14 protein-coding genes are annotated in these 16,572 nt (G+C 60.3%); 3 read left to right on the forward strand and 11 right to left on the reverse strand.

Annotated features, from left to right (window positions below; translation table 11 throughout):
- Positions 1-162 precede the first annotated feature (162 nt).
- The 7 genes from AC1RZR_RS11380 to AC1RZR_RS11410 form a co-directional block, all read right to left on the reverse strand.
- Entirely contained in the window at positions 163-678 is a 516-nt protein-coding gene (locus AC1RZR_RS11380; RefSeq protein WP_379102575.1) for a hypothetical protein, read from the reverse strand.
- 67 nt (positions 679-745) lie between these two features.
- Positions 746-1,171 (reverse strand): hypothetical protein, encoded by a 426-nt coding sequence (locus AC1RZR_RS11385; RefSeq protein WP_379102573.1) that lies wholly within the window; start codon positions 1,169-1,171, stop codon positions 746-748.
- Positions 1,172-1,266: 95 nt separating this feature from the next.
- Positions 1,267-1,878 carry a rod-binding protein gene (locus AC1RZR_RS11390; protein WP_481828536.1) on the reverse strand — a complete coding sequence of 204 codons (612 nt, stop codon included), beginning with the start codon at positions 1,876-1,878 and terminating at the stop codon, positions 1,267-1,269.
- A gap of 326 nt (positions 1,879-2,204) precedes the next feature.
- Positions 2,205-3,275: an adenylate/guanylate cyclase domain-containing protein gene (locus AC1RZR_RS11395; RefSeq protein WP_481828537.1), complete on the reverse strand. Its 1,071-nt coding sequence runs from the start codon at positions 3,273-3,275 to the stop codon at positions 2,205-2,207.
- 3 nt (positions 3,276-3,278) lie between these two features.
- Entirely contained in the window at positions 3,279-3,773 is a 495-nt protein-coding gene (locus AC1RZR_RS11400; RefSeq protein ID WP_379102567.1) for a Rab family GTPase, read from the reverse strand.
- 13 nt (positions 3,774-3,786) lie between these two features.
- The gene (locus AC1RZR_RS11405) at positions 3,787-6,852 is read right to left on the reverse strand and encodes an OmpA family protein (protein WP_477277570.1); all 3,066 of its coding nucleotides are present in this window, start codon (positions 6,850-6,852) and stop codon (positions 3,787-3,789) included.
- Between the two features lie 7 nt (positions 6,853-6,859).
- A complete protein-coding gene (locus tag AC1RZR_RS11410; RefSeq protein ID WP_477277568.1) occupies positions 6,860-7,528 on the reverse strand; it encodes a DUF3450 domain-containing protein in 669 nt (222 codons plus the stop codon).
- A gap of 439 nt (positions 7,529-7,967) precedes the next feature.
- Between AC1RZR_RS11410 and AC1RZR_RS11415 the strand changes: the two genes are divergently transcribed.
- Entirely contained in the window at positions 7,968-9,593 is a 1,626-nt protein-coding gene (locus AC1RZR_RS11415) for a DUF1963 domain-containing protein (protein WP_481828538.1), read from the forward strand.
- 105 nt (positions 9,594-9,698) lie between these two features.
- On the opposite strand, the gene AC1RZR_RS11420 is transcribed toward AC1RZR_RS11415, so the two are convergent.
- Genes AC1RZR_RS11420 through flhA form a run of 3 tightly spaced genes read right to left on the reverse strand, consistent with a single transcriptional unit; the run spans position 9,699 to position 12,921 of the window.
- Positions 9,699-10,082: a hypothetical protein gene (locus tag AC1RZR_RS11420; RefSeq protein WP_477277564.1), complete on the reverse strand. Its 384-nt coding sequence runs from the start codon at positions 10,080-10,082 to the stop codon at positions 9,699-9,701.
- 2 nt (positions 10,083-10,084) lie between these two features.
- A complete protein-coding gene (gene fliR / locus AC1RZR_RS11425; protein WP_477277562.1) occupies positions 10,085-10,837 on the reverse strand; it encodes a flagellar biosynthetic protein FliR in 753 nt (250 codons plus the stop codon).
- Positions 10,834-12,921, reverse strand: a complete 2,088-nt coding sequence (flhA, locus tag AC1RZR_RS11430) for a flagellar biosynthesis protein FlhA (RefSeq protein WP_481828539.1) — start codon at positions 12,919-12,921, stop codon at positions 10,834-10,836. Before flhA ends, fliR begins: the two co-directional genes overlap by 4 nt.
- Before the next feature lie 122 nt (positions 12,922-13,043).
- On the opposite strand from flhA, the gene AC1RZR_RS11435 reads away from it, so the two are divergent.
- Together AC1RZR_RS11435 and AC1RZR_RS11440 are read left to right on the forward strand one after the other, a co-directional pair.
- A complete protein-coding gene (locus AC1RZR_RS11435; RefSeq protein WP_481828540.1) occupies positions 13,044-13,343 on the forward strand; it encodes a putative quinol monooxygenase in 300 nt (99 codons plus the stop codon).
- 224 nt (positions 13,344-13,567) lie between these two features.
- Positions 13,568-15,349, forward strand: a complete 1,782-nt coding sequence (locus tag AC1RZR_RS11440) for a chloride channel protein (protein WP_481828541.1) — start codon at positions 13,568-13,570, stop codon at positions 15,347-15,349.
- Positions 15,350-15,428: 79 nt separating this feature from the next.
- Here the strand turns inward: AC1RZR_RS11440 and AC1RZR_RS11445 are convergent, their stop codons facing one another.
- On the reverse strand, positions 15,429-16,439 hold the full coding sequence (locus AC1RZR_RS11445; protein WP_477277554.1) for a diguanylate cyclase domain-containing protein: 1,011 nt from the start codon (positions 16,437-16,439) through the stop codon (positions 15,429-15,431).
- Positions 16,440-16,572 lie beyond the last annotated feature (133 nt).

Genomic DNA, 16,572 nt, shown 5'->3' on the forward strand with positions numbered 1-16,572 from the left:
TAAATACGGCTTAAGTCGCCATGCCGCCTTTTTCGCGATCACGGCCGCTGCCGCATATAGCTTTGAGTTGACGTTTACGTCAACGCGAATTCGGGTGGTTGGTTCCTATCGCCGCAGCGGATGACATCCCGGAATGACCAGGGCAGCGGCGCGCCGGACAGCTCAATGTTCCTTGAATGCCTTGGTCATTTCCGCAGCCGTCTCGCTTTTCTTGCGGCGCAGCCAGTTGTCGCGGATTTCGTCCTTGCTCAGGAAATTGACCTGATCGATCAGAACCTCATGCACCAAGGTGGCGCCGACGCGGGTGTTGACGGTATCGCGGATCGCGGCGCGGAAGGCATCGAGATCGATCGTCGCCTTCTTGGTGAAGTCGATCTGCGGATTGGAATAGAGGTAGCTATAGACCTGGTCGGTGATGAGCGCTTCCGCCGGAATGGACAGCTTCTTTATCTGCTCGGGTTCGACCGTGTAGACAAGCTTGGTCAGGAAATAGCCGCCGATCTGGGAGTCGCGGATCAGCGGTACCGAAATGATGTCGGTCTTGACATAGTCGAGGCCGCCCAGCATCGGTTTCGGCGTCTCGCCGACACCAGCCTCGCCGGCCGCCTGGAACGAATAGAACACGGCGCCGAGCGTGGCGGCGCAGATCCAGACGGCGATGGCGATGACCTTGATCATCGGGCCTTGTCATTCCCTTGCGATGCGAACGCGGCGCTGCCAATTTGCCTGAACATTGTGCTCGGCATCATGTCTTCGCCCAGCCGAACTCGCCGGCGGAGTACGTGCCGTCGGTTTGCGAGCGCTGGATGGCGTGGCGCAGCAGGGTGGCGACTTCGTTGACCGCGCTGAGGTGCGCCAGGATCGCTGCCTCGTTCTTGGCCAGCTTCTGGCGCAGCCGGGTCAGGCCCTCGCGGTGCTGTTCGAGGAATTCGGCTTCGCTGCCGCCCTTCATGGCGCGGGTCAACTCGTAGAGATAGCGGCTCTTGCGGGCGTTCGACGCCTTGAGATCATAGTTGGTGGCGTTGCGGATGCCCGCCGTCTCTTCCTCGACCACCTCCTCGATGCGGCCGATGATGGCGGCGAGGTTGCCAGGCCGCGCGAACGGGATCGGCGCTTCGGACGCGGTCGTGCGTGCTGGCAGGTTGGCGGTGAATTCCGAAAAGTCGGCCATGAAAATCCCGGTCTGGTTAGATTGAACTCGGATACGCACTATCTCAGTGTTTAAGCATGATCTTTCCCAAGCCGGCTCCCGGTTTGGGGTCTGCCCTAGATCTTGATGTCTGTCTTGATGGCGGTCTCGTCACCGGTGATCGACCGAGCCGCCTTGCGCTGCAATTCGTGGACCAGCGAGGTCGACAGGCTGTTCTGTTGATCGATCTCGGTCTTTTCAGGCCCCCCCGAAACCGGACCGACCGGCACGACGCGCTTGCCCTCGAGGTAGTGGTCGGCGAGCATCGACTTGGCGATGCCAATGCCGCCGCGTTCGGCCATGACGTCGGCCACCCGCTCGGCTAGCTGCGATTTCCACATGTCGCCGGCCAGGCCCTTGCCGTAGACGCCTTCGGTGTCCTTGGGCAGCATGTTCTGGATGAAGGTCTGCAGCACCATGGCCTCGAACTTCTTGAACTTCTTGGCCGGGTCGGTTGCCGCTGCGGCCTTGTCGGCGGTGGCGCGCGACAGGATCGAGCCGGCATCGACCGAAGCGCCGGTGTCGACCGAAAACGCCCCGGCAGCACCACCGGCCCGTTTTGTCAGCGCGGCGCGGGCGGCCTCGATATCCGTCGCGTCGACGGCTCGGGCCACATCCATAACGATGTCGCTGGGTGGAGAAATCGCCAAGAAAGTCCGCCTTTTATCGGGTTTCCTTAGCCAGACCATGCCTCAACAAGCTTGTGGCAGGCTTGCGCGGCGGGAGAGGCAGAATGCAGGCGTGTGTCGTTGGTTTGCCAGGCGCTGACTATGGCCATCGCCAAGTTGCTACTCGGACGTCGCGTTTGGGCCGGAAACAGCAGGTCCGCTTGTGGTGCCGGGAAGAACGATCGCGACGTTAAACTCAGGATCCGATGTCTGAGTTGATCCAGGACAGACCTTTGGCGGTCGCTCGGTGGTCGCTCTGCTTCGGCACCACTGCGGACATTCGAAACCATGATGTTTGACTAGCTTGAGATGCAATGCGCTCCAGGACGGCACAGCCAAGCGGCGAGTCAGGCCGAGAGCCGCCACATTCGCACACGACCTGTACCGCGCAATTCCGTTTCTGCGAGTGGGTCGCAAGCAAATTTTGGTCCAAGCAGTTTGTGAGTTGCATCCGAAATACGGATTTCGTCGGGCTCCGCTGACGTTTGAATACGTGCGGCGAGATTAACGGTCTCGCCCCACAGGTCATAGGCAAACCGCCTGTTGCCTATGACGCCCGCGACGATTGGTCCTGAGTGAATTCCAATTCTAAGTCTCAGCCGTTCTCCTGCGAAGCGTTCGCGCTTTACCGCCTCCCGCAGTTCAAGTGCATAGTGGGCAAGGGCTTCTGCATGATCGGATCGCGCGGTGGGCAGGCCAGCGACCACCATCACACAATCGCCGATGGTCTTGATCTTTTCGCAGCCGTATCGTTCCGAGAGTTGATCCGCCGCCTTGAAGAAGTAGTTTAGAATAGCGAGCGTCGTCACGGCTCCGACGCTCCGCGCTCTTTCGGTAAAGCCGACGATGTCGGCAAAAAGCACACTCACCTCTGCGTGGTTGTCTGCAATTTGTTCGTGTGCTTTCAACCGCTCCGCGATCGACGCCGGAAGAATGTTGAGGAGTAGGGTCTCGGCGCGCTGGTATTCACGCGACAATCCCTCTTGGCTCTCCCTCAACGCCTCGTTCATCGATTGTAGTTTCTCGTTGAGTTGGCGCTCCCTCTCTTGCAGGAGGGTCATTTCATAAGCCTTCTGTTGAAGCCGCTGCCTATTGTCGCGTTCAGCAGTGGTGTCAAGAAAGAGCAGCCACACGCAGTCATTGTCAGCAAAAAGATGAAGGTCCGCGACACGCCCGTTGGGCAGTTCGACCATGGCCATATGATATGGAAGCTCCGGGGAAGGCAGCAAACCTTCCATGAATTCAAGCTGATCGGCAACAGGCTGACCAATGCGAAGCGATGAGAGTCCGTAATGTTCAACGTTCCCGCCCTTTGCAGTTATGCAAAGCAGGGCGTCAATTTTCAGATATGCGATAGAGTGCTCATTGTAGAAGAAATCATAAATCCAGCTTCCGACTTCTTTCGGCAATCTATGCATGGTCTATTTGGTAACCATCGAAGCAAGCTGACGGAACGCGTCATCAACAGATTCACCGGAAAGCGCACTTGTTAGATAGATTTGCCATCCAAGTTGCCGCAGTCCGTCAATCTCACTATCCGATATTTCCCACCGATCGGCCAAGTCGGATTTGTTGAACAGCAATACAAACGGCATAGCGCCGAATTCGGCCTCGACCCGCTCGCGCAGTGTGAGTGCCGCGGCAAGAGTAGCGGCGCGGGTTCCATCGACGACAAGCACAAGTCCGGTCGCACCTCGCACATGGCTGACGCGGAATGAGCCGATATCGTCTTCGCCGGCCAAATCCCACAAAATCAGATCCACGGTTTTGTCCGGGAGTGCGACACTCTTCTTGTCGATTTTCACTCCCACCGTGGTCAAGTAGGTTTCTGAAAAGATGCTTTGCACAAACCTGCGAACCAGACTCGTCTTTCCGACAGAGAACCCGCCCAACATGCAGATCTTTTTTTGCAACATCTTGGGCTCCGCCCTATTCCAGGTTTACCGTAACCGAAACCCGGCGATTGGTGGAGCTACCAGTTTGACTATTTTCAGGCACCACCGGCTCAAAGGTGCCCGCGCCCCGAACCAGCAGCAGCTCCGGGGCGACGCCGCGCCTGTTGAGAAGCGCACGAACCGTCTCGGCGCGGGCAGCGCTGATCGACACGTTGGCCGTCTCACGGCCCGTGCCGTCCGAATGGCCGGTCAACATGAACCGCGCTGTTACGCCTGACTTGCGGGCACTTTGGGCGAATTCCTTTAATTGATCCGCCAATCTGTCGAGAACCGGCGTCTGCTCTGGTCCTGGCACAGCTTTGCCGGAATAGAAGAAAATATCGGTTGCCTGGATGGCCTCTCTCAACTGATTGAGTTCTGCAAGGTTCAGCTCTCGCAGCTGTGAGACATCCAGAACCACTCCGTCCGCCGAAAGTTGTTCGGCGGCGGCCCGCGCCCGGTTGATCCAGCCGGCGGGAGCCTCACCCTCGGCAACGATGCGATCCTTGACGATCGAAAGTCGTACTGAATCCGGCGGGGTCAGCGTCGCCGTCAGCCGCTTCACCACGAACTTCGGATCAAGGCTCTGATAGAATTGCCACTGTGAATGAACGCGGGCAGGATCAACCCCCGTTCCGGACAGCAGAGCTTGCGGGTCGGCGGCAAGCGGGTCTCTCAGACCGGAAATGTAGAAATGTCCGCCCTTCGCCGTTTGTTGGGCGACGATGATTCCCGATTGGGCCTCAAGTCGCGACACATAATATTGCCAGTGCTCCGTCGCGCGTGCATCGGGGCTCACATCACGAACCTTGGAGATGTCGAATTCCGGTCCGCCTGCCGAAAGCTGTCGGGCCGCTGCGCGCGCCCGATCTATCCAGGTGTCGGGAGCCTCACCCTCGGCAACGATGCGATCCTTGACGATCGAAAGTCGTACTGTATCCGGCGGATACAGCGACGCCGTCAGTCGCTTCAGCACGAACGCCGGCTCCAGGCTCTGATAGGATTGCCACTGCGAATGAACGCGGGCGGGATCGACCTGCGTTCCGGACAACAGCGACTGCGGGTCGGCGCCAAGCGGGTCTCTCAGGCCGGCAATATAGAATTGGCCATCGCGTATCTTTTGTTCGGCAACGATGATGCCCGGCTGGGTCTCCAGTCGCGACACATAGGCCTGCCAGCGCTCCGCCGCGCGTGCATCGGGGCTCACATCACGAACCTTGGAGATGTCGAATTCCGGTCCGCCGGCCGAAAGCTGCTGGGCGGCGGACTGCGCCCGATTGATCCAGGTATCGGGAGCCTCACCCTCGGCAATGATGCGATCCTTGACGATCGAAAGTCGTACTGTATCCGGCGGAGCCAGCGACGCCGTCAGCCGCTTCAATACGAACGCCGGTTCAAGACTCTGATAGAATTGCCACTGCGAATGAACGCGGGCGGGATCGACCTGCGTTCCGGACAACAGCGACTGCGGGTCGGCGCCAAGCGGGTCTCTCAGGCCGGCAATATAGAATTGACCATCGCGTATCTTCTGTTCGGCAACGATGATGCCCGGCTGGGTCTCCAGTCGCGACACATAGGCCTGCCAGCGCTCCGCCGCGCGTGCATCGGGGCTCACATCACGAACCTTGGAGATGTCGAATTCCGGTCCGCCTGCCGAAAGCTGCTGGGCGGCGGCCTGCGCCCGATTGATCCAGGTGTCGGGAGCCTCACCCTCGGCAATGATGCGATCCTTGACGATCGAAAGTCGTACTGTATCCGGCGGAGCCAGCGACGCCGTCAGCCGCTTCAACACGAACGTCGGTTCAAGGCTCTGATAGAATTGCCACTGCGAATGAACGCGGGCGGGATCGACCTGCGTTCCGGACAACAGCGACTGCGGGTCGGCGCCAAGCGGGTCTCTCAGGCCGGCAATATAGAATTGACCGGAGCGTGTCTTTTGTTCGGCAACGATGATGCCCGGCTGGGTCTCCAGTCGCGACACATAGGCCTGCCAGCGCTGCCCGGATTGCCAGGAAAGAAAGAACCAACCGCCTGCCGGAATCAAAAGCAGCAGGACTGCAGCCACTACCAGCCACGGAAATCCCTGGTTTGATTCCTCCTGCTTCAGCTCAACGCACGTCTGTAACTGCGCCTCTACGCCGGCCAACTGCGAACTGTCGCCGTCAAACTCCTCTAAAACCTGGGAGTATTCCTCATGGATACGAAGCAATACATCGCGAACTATTTCATGTAATTCCTCTGGCGGATTTCCTCGGATCACCGAAACCAGGGTCGCAAACTGTCCAACTTCCGACCAGAGACGAAGGTCGCCAAAACGGATAGTATCAAGGCTACTCTGTTCTTTCTCGTTAAATGAGTCTTTCACAAAATCTTGGATTGCACTAAGCATCGAAGAAATTAGTTGAGGATCCTCGCTCGTTACATTGTCGGCGGTCACATGCGCTATCAAAAGCCCCGAATTGCGGCTAATGAGAAAGGCATGTTCTACACGATAGACAAGAGAATGCTTCAGAACAACTTCCGAGAAGCTGGCGCCAGTTCTCCAGGATTCAAATCTCCACTTGAGCCCATGCCAGGTAAATATATGTCGTAAAGTTTCATTCAGCGACTGAAAGGTCTGGTCGATCTTTTCCCCGATCGACTTGCGAATTGCCGGCAGAAACACCGGGTATAAGATATCCGTCAGCGTGCGCGGGCTCTTCTGGATCGACCGTTGCACAGCCCTCTCGACAGCTGGCGCAAGGGCCTCGCCGAGTTGCGCATGAGGCGCCCGTGCGGCCGCACCGGGAAGAACGTCGCCCACTGCTGCCGCAAGCTGCTCCGGTTCGCCCAGCAGATGCGTAACTCTTGAAAGCTCGGAAATTTCGCGGCCGACCAGCAACTGGCGCAGCGTTTCCATGCGAGGATCGGCGGTTGGAAGTCCGTCGAAACGCGCATGATGGTCCGGATCAACGTTCCGGGCAATTTCGACCAAAAGAATAGCCAGAGCCTCGCGATCAATCTCGGTATCGCTCGACGGGGCTCTTTTAGGAAGGTTGATTGGGTCGACGGTCGACGTCAAGTTCCGATCAACTCACTTTCCAGCTACGTTCCGAGTTACTCTTGTTGCCGCCGGAATCCTGATTTATACATTTTGCAACCTCGATAAACAGGCCGGCCAAAAGATTTCTGTCGGTCTTGACGTTGCTGAGATCGGAGAACATTTTCTCCATTAGCATCTGAATGCTTTCATTCTTTTGCTTGATTTCCTCACGCAGCAAATGATCGCTTCGATTTATCCGATCCGCAACGTCGCGCTCAAGCTCGCTCAATTGATCCGACAGCGCGCGCACCTGCTTTTCAAGTGCCTGATTTTGCTCGCGAAGATTCCGGTCAATCTCCTTGTCGGCCTCGGCTCGTGCATCTTTTTCGCTCCGCAATTGCGCCGCGAGCGATTCGACCTGCTTCTTTGCATTTGACTCGTACATTTCAAGATTGCGCTTGGCCTCGGATTCAACATCCTTGAAGCGCTGCAAGAACCGTTCTTCAAGCTTGGAAAAACGGCGGTCATAGTCCTGCATCTGGTTGCCGAACAGCAGGTCACGTATCTTGTCGACACCTACAGCGTCACCCGGGATCCCGGCCTCGCGAGCCTGGGCCGCCGCCATGAAGTTCAGCCCGTTTCCCTCTGCATTACCTATCGGATTTCCCTCCGCCTTACCTGCTGAAGACGCGGTATTCGAAGATTCCTTAGCCATCCTTATGCCCCTCTATTTGAACGCCTGCCACAGTGCAGAATTCATAAACAGGCAAACATGTCAGCAAAATACCCGACCCGCAAGCCGGAATCGTCTTGACTTATGCCTATTCGTGAGGCAGCCGCGCGCAAATCACCAGATTGACCAGGATGGCACAAAGAGGGCGAGATCAGTTGATCCGGACGCGGGCATATCCAAACCTCCGAACCGGTTTTCGCGCGTAATGTGGCGTCCTGCACTGGTGGTCGAGAGGCTAGCAGGGAGTACCTCCGCCAGTCGAGTGGGGTTGGCGCCGTTAACTGCGCCGGTATCACCGCGGATCGAGGATCGGTACGGCCCCTTGCTTGCGCAACGCCTCATATGACGGCAATAATTTGGTTGCGGGTGGGGGCGACGTGGCTGACGATCGGGTTGGGGGGTAAGCGTCATGGAAATGCTGATGCCGCTGCTTGTGGTCGGGGCGATGGTCTTGATCGTTGGCAGCCTGATTTATCGCGGAGCAAAAGGCATTGCCGGGCTGTTTTCCGGTTCGTCTTCAAAAGGCAAGTCAAACGACGCTCGGGACAGTTCCGCCTTGCCGGTCGGCAAGGCTCGTCAGCGCACGCTGGCATCGTCTGATGCTGCCCAGGCTCCCTCACCCAAGCCTACCTCTGCAGCCGAAAAGCTGATCGCCGAAATGCAGCAGCAGGCGAAGAACAGCGACGACCAGCGCAAGGCGACTTTCAAAGCGCATGTCGAGCGCAAGATCCCGCCGATTTCCGTCGATGGCCGCGAAGCGATCGAACGTGGGCAAGCCGCGCGCATTGCGATCAAACACATCTTTCCGCCGCGGCTCCCCCAACGCAGCATGAGCTATTTTGGCGGGCTGCCGATTGTGCCCGACGAATTCGACTGGCCGACCGTTCACAATCGGAAGGGATTGCTCGAGCGCCTCAATTTCATGGCGCAAATCGACTGTTCGGACCTGCCACCGGGACCTGGGCGAGATCTGCTGCCCGAAAAGGGCTATCTCTATTTCTTCGCGCCGATGTCCGACACGTTTGGCGCGGACGCCATGCACTTCGTGACGCGGTATGAACCGCGTCAGGTGACGCAGAAGTGGGCGCCACTCGACATGCCGTTCACCGCCAAGATTCTGGGATCGGAACCGATGGACGAAATCTTGCGAGGCAAGCGAACTCACTATGATCGGGTCGAGGTCGCGTTTGCCTGGATCGAGGAGCCGACCGACGCCGAAGTCGCGGCGCGTGCGGACGAAGGTCATGCTTTCAAGGTTGCGGACAAAATTCGGACCGAAAGGGTCGAGGCTTTCTACGGTCCGCCAATCGCCCCCGATCCGCGGCTTTCCGCTCATCATGCGCCGAAAGACACGCTTTGGACGCCGTATCCGGGATTTCCGGCCAATTGGCATTCCGCGCGGATCGTTCGGAAGCTTGTGGAGGCATTTCACCGCGAGGAGACGGCCGATGTCACGGCAAAACTGAAGGCGCTTGGCGATGTTACCGAAGATGATCCGGAGGCCAAGCGGCTACGGGTGGTGCAGCGCGAACTGTCGGCATTCGGCTCGAAGATGTTCAACGCATTCTTTCCGACGGTCAATGCCGGACTGAAGGACTATGACGCACCGCCTCCCGAGGTGAAGCAGCAAATCCTTGCCTTTCTGGAAGACTTGCGCGTCAACGGCATGCCGTCACCTTCGGCGCGGCGGCCGCATCACCGTCAACTTCCGCTGGTGATGAATGATTGGCTTTCAATCGCGGCGATCCAAGGCGCCGAGGGGGGACTGACAGATCCGGGCGGCGCTGCGCTCATAGGCCCCGACGTCGTAGCCGCCCTGTCTCACCGTCACTTGTCGCGTAGCCATCAGATGCTTGGCAAGGGTGAAGTCGTCCAGGTCGCAGCCGACGAGATGAAGGACCGCTATCTGCTGCTGCTCCAACTTGGGCCGGATATGGCGCTCAATTGGACCGTCGGGGAGATGGGGCCGCTTCAATATTGGATTACGCCCGAGGACCTTGCGGCCAAGCGATTCCAGAACGCAATTCTGACAATCGAAGCCTACTGACTGATGTTGGGTCAGTAACCCCTCTGGCCGCTCTGCCACCCTCTCGCGACGATCTCGCCGGCTATCCTCCATGGCGGGATCGGCTCAATAGCAGAATTTCCTTGGCTACTCTTCCTTCCGCTTCTGCGCGATCAGGTCGAGGCGTTCGCGGTCGGAGCGTTCGCGTTCGTCGCGGTTGCGTACATCCTTGTAGGCGCGCTCGACCATGTTGGTGCGCGCGGTTGCCGCGGCGATGAGGCTGGCCTCCTGCCTGGCGCTTTCGAGGCTCGCTTCCTGGCGCCCGACCGCGCTGGCGATGCGGCGATGGTAGAGATCGGGAAACAGGCCGGAGAGGGAATCGGCCTGGTCGAAATGCCCGACCAGATCCCGAGCTTCGGCCTCGGCGGCGCTGGCCGCGGCGAGGAACGTGGCATGACGGGTTTCGTGCAGCGCCTTCAGCTGTTCCTGCACCTTGACCAGTTTCTTCAGGCGGTCCCTGCGGGTGCTCATGGCTATCTAGCCAATGTCAGGTCGACAAAGCCGGCGACGAACAGCGACAGCATGGTGCCGACGGCGAAATAGAAGATGATCATGCCGCCGGCGATGATGAAGGGCTGGGAGATGAAATAGATCGGGATCTGCGGGGTCAGCTTGTTGACGAAGCCGATCGTCAGATTGACCAGAATGGCATAGGCGACAAACGGGCTGCCGAGGCGGATGACCAGGAAGAACGTGTCCGACACCGTGTCGGTGACATCGACGAGTGCGGCCTGCGGGTTGAAGAAGATGTTGACCGGCGCGACCGTGTAGGAAGCCACCAGCGCGCGTATGATCTCATGGTCGAAATCGAAGACGAACAGCATCAGCAGCGCCGAGAACGAGATGATGGCGGCAAGGGCTGCCTGCGGCTCCGGCTCCTCGATCGCCGGTCCGCCGGTGCCGCCATAGCCGATCAGCATGGCGATGGCCGAGCCCATGAAGCGCAAGGCTTCCATGTAAAGCCTGGTCATGGCGCCGATCAGGCCGCCGACCAGAAGTTCCGAGATGATCATCGGCACCAGGATTTGCGGGCGCGGGTCGACGAAGGGAAAGATGCGGTCCCACAGGAAGGCGAGCAGGCCGCCGGTGGCGGCGACCGCCACGAACAGCCTGACCTGGACCGGGACGCGGGCGCTGGAAAGGCCGGGCATCAGCATGAAGCAGGCGCCGATGCGGCAAAAGGCGAGGAACGCCGCGATGACGACGCCTTGCGAGAGAACGCTCACGATATGGTCCCGAGCACCCTGATCTCGACGCCCTTGGCGATTTCGACATGGCTGAGCACCGGCAGCGTGGTGAACAGCCGCTCGATGATCATGCGCACATAGGGGCGGGCATCGGGTGCGGTAACCAGCACGAAACGCTCGCCGGCTTCCAGATACTTCTTGATCGCCTTGGTCGCGTCCTGGCCGAATTCTTCCAGCTGGCGCGGATCGATGTCGAACTCGCGCACCTCGCCCTTGGCGTCGCGCTTGAGGCTCTGGTGAAAGGCCAGGTCCCAGCGATTGCCGAGCCGCAGCACCTTCAGCACGCCGCCCTCGGAGAGGTCGCCGCAGATCTGCTGGGCCATGCGGATACGGACATGTTCGACGATCTGCTCGGTGCGGCGCACATGCGGTGCGATCTCGGCGATCGCCTCGATGATCAGATGCAGATTGCGGATCGAGACCCGCTCGGCGAGCAGCAGCTTCAGCACCGCCTGCAGGCCGGGATAGGAGATGTGCGTGGTGCAGATCTCGTCGGCGAGTTTGCGGTATTCCTGGTCCTGCCGCTCGAGCAGCGCCTTCATGTCCTTGTAGGACAGAAGCTGCGGCAGGTTGTTGCGGATGACCTCGGAGAGATGGGTGAGCAGCACCGACATGTTGTCGGCGAAGGTGTAGTTCTCGCGCTTCAAATCTTCGGCGAAGGTTTCGACGACGGAATAGGCGCGCATGCCGAAGGCTGGCTCGCGGATTTCCTCGCCCGGTATTTCGGGTATGTCGCGGTTGCCGAGCAGCACCATGATCTCGCCGACGCGCATCTGGTATTCGGCCACCACGGTGCCGTGCACCTTGATCTGGTAGCTCTTCGGCGGAATGGCGAAATCGTCGGCGACCCGTACCTCCGGCACGACGAAGCCGTACTGGGTGGCGAATTTCTTGCGCATCTTGGACATGCGGAAAACCAGTTCCTGATGCGACACCAGCAGCCGCGTCGAAAGCTGCTTGCCGATGAGGAGCTCGATCTCGGCGGTGGCGAGCGACGCCTTGACCGAGTTCTTTTCCTCTTCGACCTTGGTCGCCTTCTCCTGGTCCTTGATCGCGGCGGCGGCGGCGACGGCGCGGTTGTGGCGCATCGGAATGACGTAGCCGAGGCCGGCCATGCCACCGGCCAGCGCAAAGAACGGAAACAGCGGCAGGCCGGGCATCAGGCCGAGCAGCACCAGCAGCGATGCCGCGACGTAGAGGGCGCGCGGATGGGCGCCGAGCTGGCCGAACACCGCCTGGTTTGTCGAACCGCGCGTGCCGCCCTTGGACACCAATAGGCCGGCGGCCAATGAAACGATCAGCGCCGGGATCTGGGTGACGAGGCCGTCGCCGACCGAGAGCTTGATGAACACGTCGGCGGCTTCGCCCATGCCCATGCCGTGCCTGATATAGCCGATGGCGATGCCGCCGACGATGTTGATGGCGGTGATGATGAGGCCGGCGATGGCGTCGCCGCGGACGAATTTCGAGGCGCCGTCCATTGAGCCGAAGAAGGAGGATTCCTCTTCGAGCTCGCGGCGGCGCAGCTGCGCCGTCTTGTCGTCGATCATGCCGGCGGAGAGGTCGGCGTCGATCGACATCTGCTTGCCGGGGATGGCGTCGAGGGTGAAGCGGGCGCCGACCTCGGCGATACGGGTGGCGCCCTTGGTGATGACGATGAAGTTGACCACGATCAGGATCATGAAGACGATGAGGCCGATGACGAAATCGCTGGCCATCACCAGCTTGGAGAAGCCGGCGATGACATAGCCGGCGGCGTGCGTGCCTTCATTGCCATGCGACAGGATCATGCGCGTGGTGGCGATATTGAGCGACAACCGCAGCATGGTGGCGATGAGCAGCACGGTCGGGAATGACGAGAAATCGAGCGGCCGCTGGATCCACAGCGCCACCATCAGGATCAGCACCGAAAGCGCGATCGAGAAGGCGAGGCCGATGTCGATCAGAAAGGCCGGGATCGGCAGGAACAGCACGGCCAGGATGATGACGATGCCGATGGCGAAGAAGACGTCGCGGCCGTTCTTGGCCACTGCGCCGGGCTGGATGCTTTCGCTGATCGCCATGTCGTCCCCAATGCCAAGCCTGCCGAGCGCGCGACAGGTGTCAAACCGTAACCGGCCAAGCTTGCGCGAGGGTGGGAGACTGGCTACTGGGCTCGGATCGCCGCTTCCAAAAAGGAAATTCCATGCTTCTGATCATCGGCACCATCCGCTTGCCGCCGGAAAAGCTTGGGGAGGCAAAGCCCGCCATGGAGCGCATGGTTTCCGCCAGCCGCGCCGAGCCCGGCTGCGTCGAATACTCCTACGCGCAGGACGTGTTCGACGCCGGGCTCATCCGGGTCACGGAAGTGTGGAGCGACAGGACAGCACTGGACGCGCATTTCCGGTCGCCGCACCTTGCGGACTGGCGTGCGAGCTGGCCGGCGCTTGGCATCGGCGAGCGCAATCTCGTGCTCTATGAGGCAGGCGGCCCCAAGCCGACCTGATCGGCCTGCCAGCCCGACTGCTCGACCGCCGGCGACGAGCGCTAAGGATCTGGTGCCAGCCGCCGGCGGCGCCGTTTGCGTTCCAGCAGAGGCAGCAACGGTCGCAACCAGCCGCCCATGCCACAATGGCGCCTTGTCTATCGCCATTGTGGTTGCCATGCCGTGTCGCCGGGCGTATCAGGCGGGCTTTCCACTGCCTTTTCTGATGTCGGCGAGCCGCCCCGGTGCTTTCCAGAAACCACAGCGAAGTCTACGCCCGCCGGCTGCGCGCGGTGCTGATCAGGTCTGTGCCGCTGCTTGAGGCTCGCGGCATCGCGGTGGTCATTCTGGCCGGCGTGGTCGGGGTGATGGCGGGCATATTGGTCACGGCGATGAGCCAGATCGTGCAGGACCTGCACGGGCTGTTGTTCGGCGTTCAGCCCGGCGGCCGGCTTTCCGGCATGTTCTCGCTCGCCAATCCGATGCAGGCGCTGATACCGGCGATTGGCGGCATCCTGCTTGGGCTTACGGTGATTTGGCTCAGACTGCGTAAATTCCGCACGCCGATAGACCCGATCGAAGCCAACGCGCTCTATGGCGGGCGCATGTCGCTGACCGACACCTTCATCATTGCCGGCCAGACGATGATCTCCAGCGGTTTTGGCGCTTCCGTCGGGCTGGAAGCGGGCTACACGCAAGTCGGATCCGGCCTGGCGTCGCGGCTGGCGCGTATCTTCCGGCTGCGCCGCAACGATGTTCGAATCCTGGTCGGCTGCGGTGCCGCCGGCGCCATCGCTGCCGCCTTCGACGCGCCGCTGACTGGCGCCTTCTACGGTTTCGAACTGGTCATCGGCATCTACTCCGTCGCCAATGTAGCGCCTGTCATGACCGCCGCGATCTCCGCCTCGCTGACTGCCGAAATGTTTGGCGGCGTGCCGTTTCCGCTCGAGCTTTCGGGCCTGCCGGCGCTGACCGCCGGCCAGTACGTGCCGTTCCTGCTGCTCGGCCTGGTCGGCGGGGCGGCCTCGATCGCCATCATGCATCTGGTGACGCTGATCGAACGCGGTTTTGCCAGGCTGTCGATCGATGCGTCGCTGCGTCCTGTCATCGGTGGGGTCATCGTCGGTTTGCTCGGACTGGTCACGCCGCAAGTCCTGTCCAGCGGCCATGGCGCGCTGCACCGCGAATTCGCGATGAACTACGGGTTGGCCGTGGTGGCCAGCGTCTTCGTGCTCAAGCTGGCGGCATCGGCGATATCGCTGGGGTCGGGCTTTCGCGGCGGATTGTTCTTCGCCTCGCTGTTCCTCGGTGCGCTGCTCGGCAAGGCGTTTGCCGGTGTGATGGCGATCGTCTCGCCGGCAACCGGCATCGACCCCGCCGTTGCCGCCGTCGTCGGCATGACGTCGCTCGCCGTCGGCGTCGTCGGCGGCCCGCTGACGATGACGTTCCTGGCGCTGGAATCGACCCGCGACCTGACGCTGACCGGTGTCGTGCTGGCGGCCTCGATCATGTCTGCCATCCTGGTGCGGGAGACCTTCGGCTACTCGTTCTCGACATGGCGCTTCCATCTGCGCGGCGAGACCATCCGCAGCGCCCACGATGTCGGCTGGATGCGCAGCCTCACCGTCGGCTCGATGATGCGCAAGGACATCAAGACCATCGATGCCTCGACGACGCTGGCGGCCTTCCGCAACGAGGTGCCGCTCGGCTCAGCCCAGCGCGTCATCGCCGTCGACCCTGGGGATCATTATGTTGGCGTGCTGATCGTGGCCGAACTGCATAGCGATCCTTCCGACGGCGAGGTGGCGGTGCGCGATTTTGCCAAGTACGAGGACGCGGTGCTGGTGCCCAGCATGAACGTGCAGGCCGCCGCCGAAACCTTCCAGCGCGCCGGCGCTGAAGAGCTCGCCGTGGTGGAGGATTTCACCGACCGCATCGTGCTGGGGCTTTTGACCGAAGGCCATTTGATGCGGCGCTATGCCGAGGAACTGGACAAGGCGCGCAGGGACCTGTCGGGCGAAGGTTAGAGCAATTCCGGGAAAAGTGTGAAACGGTTTTCCGTCCGGAATTGCGCCAAAACGTGGAGAGTGCGAGCAGTCGGCCGCTTCAGGCCGAGCGCGGTTCGGAGGTGACCTGTCGTTGTTCGTCACTTCCCTCATAGAAACTGAATGTGCCCCGACCGCTGCGCTTGCTCCGGTAGAGCGCAAGGTCGGCTTTCCGCAACAGGTCGTCCAATGACAATCCGTCGTCGGGGGCCACGGAGATTCCGATGCTGGTGCCGATTGAGATTGAATGCCCACAAACAGCGAACGGTTGATGCATCGCGGCAACCAGACGACGTGCAAGGACGCTGGCGTCGGAGCGCTGGTGGATATCGGTCTGCACGATCGCGAACTCGTCGCCTCCAAGACGTGCGACCGTATCGTGATCGCGAACCGAGGCACTTAATCGTCCGGCAACCTGCTTCAAAAGCTCATCACCTGCCTGATGGCCAAGCTGGTCGTTGACCGGCTTGAACCGATCAAGATCCAGGCACAGGACGGCTATGGTTCCGTTGCGCTTGGTCTTTGCGATTGCCTGCTGCAAACGGTCATTGAACAACGCGCGGTTGGGAAGATCGGTCAAGTGATCGTGGTGCGCCATATGGGCAACGAGTTCCTGGTTGCGGCGTTGTTCCGTCACATCCAGGTACGTTGTCACAAATCCTCCTCCGCTGAGGGGAACGCCTCGTATTTCAAGTACCGTGCCGTTGGGCCGGGTACGGTGGTAACTGTGAGGTGTTCGCTGTCTGACCAGCTCAAGGCGCCTTCTCACATGTTCGTCGGCCGACCCAGGGCCATACTCGCCCCGTTCGGCATTGAACCGGAACAAATCCTCCATGTTCGGATAGCCATTGCGGAAAAGTTCCGGAGGATAATCCAGCATGGATTTTTGCTGGTCGTTGCAGAGGACCATCCGCAGGTCGTCGTCAAACAGGGATATGCCACCGGGGAAGTTGTCGACGACCGCCTCCAGGAGCCGAACCCTCTCCCGCAGAGACTGCTCTGGCGAGCCGATCTTTGCTGGTTCGTTCGATTCGCGATCCGTCGGTGCATCCGATTTACGCAATGCTGACATAAGGCTTTCTCGTTGGCTCTTGCAGGGCGGCTTCCCGTCAAGGTCACGAATACGCCAAGAATCTTTATATCAGGTTCCTCTAAAATTGGTGGCGATGCTGGGGAGAGCGACTCATCCGGCCACGAAGGCTCCC

This window comes from Mesorhizobium bavaricum (assembly GCF_056781655.1).

Coding starts and splice junctions, on each gene's coding strand:
- AC1RZR_RS11390 (WP_481828536.1), bottom strand. CDS start 1,878: ATGGTCTGGCTAAGGAAACCCGATAAAAGGCGGACTTTCTTGGCGATT.
- flhA (WP_481828539.1), bottom strand. CDS start 12,921: ATGGCGATCAGCGAAAGCATCCAGCCCGGCGCAGTGGCCAAGAACGGC.
- AC1RZR_RS11445 (WP_477277554.1), bottom strand. CDS start 16,439: ATGTCAGCATTGCGTAAATCGGATGCACCGACGGATCGCGAATCGAAC.
- AC1RZR_RS11415 (WP_481828538.1), top strand. CDS start 7,968: ATGCCGCTGCTTGTGGTCGGGGCGATGGTCTTGATCGTTGGCAGCCTG.
- AC1RZR_RS11395 (WP_481828537.1), bottom strand. CDS start 3,275: ATGCATAGATTGCCGAAAGAAGTCGGAAGCTGGATTTATGATTTCTTC.
- AC1RZR_RS11385 (WP_379102573.1), bottom strand. CDS start 1,171: ATGGCCGACTTTTCGGAATTCACCGCCAACCTGCCAGCACGCACGACC.
- AC1RZR_RS11435 (WP_481828540.1), top strand. CDS start 13,044: ATGCTTCTGATCATCGGCACCATCCGCTTGCCGCCGGAAAAGCTTGGG.
- AC1RZR_RS11420 (WP_477277564.1), bottom strand. CDS start 10,082: ATGAGCACCCGCAGGGACCGCCTGAAGAAACTGGTCAAGGTGCAGGAA.
- AC1RZR_RS11380 (WP_379102575.1), bottom strand. CDS start 678: ATGATCAAGGTCATCGCCATCGCCGTCTGGATCTGCGCCGCCACGCTC.
- AC1RZR_RS11400 (WP_379102567.1), bottom strand. CDS start 3,773: ATGTTGCAAAAAAAGATCTGCATGTTGGGCGGGTTCTCTGTCGGAAAG.
- AC1RZR_RS11410 (WP_477277568.1), bottom strand. CDS start 7,528: ATGGCTAAGGAATCTTCGAATACCGCGTCTTCAGCAGGTAAGGCGGAG.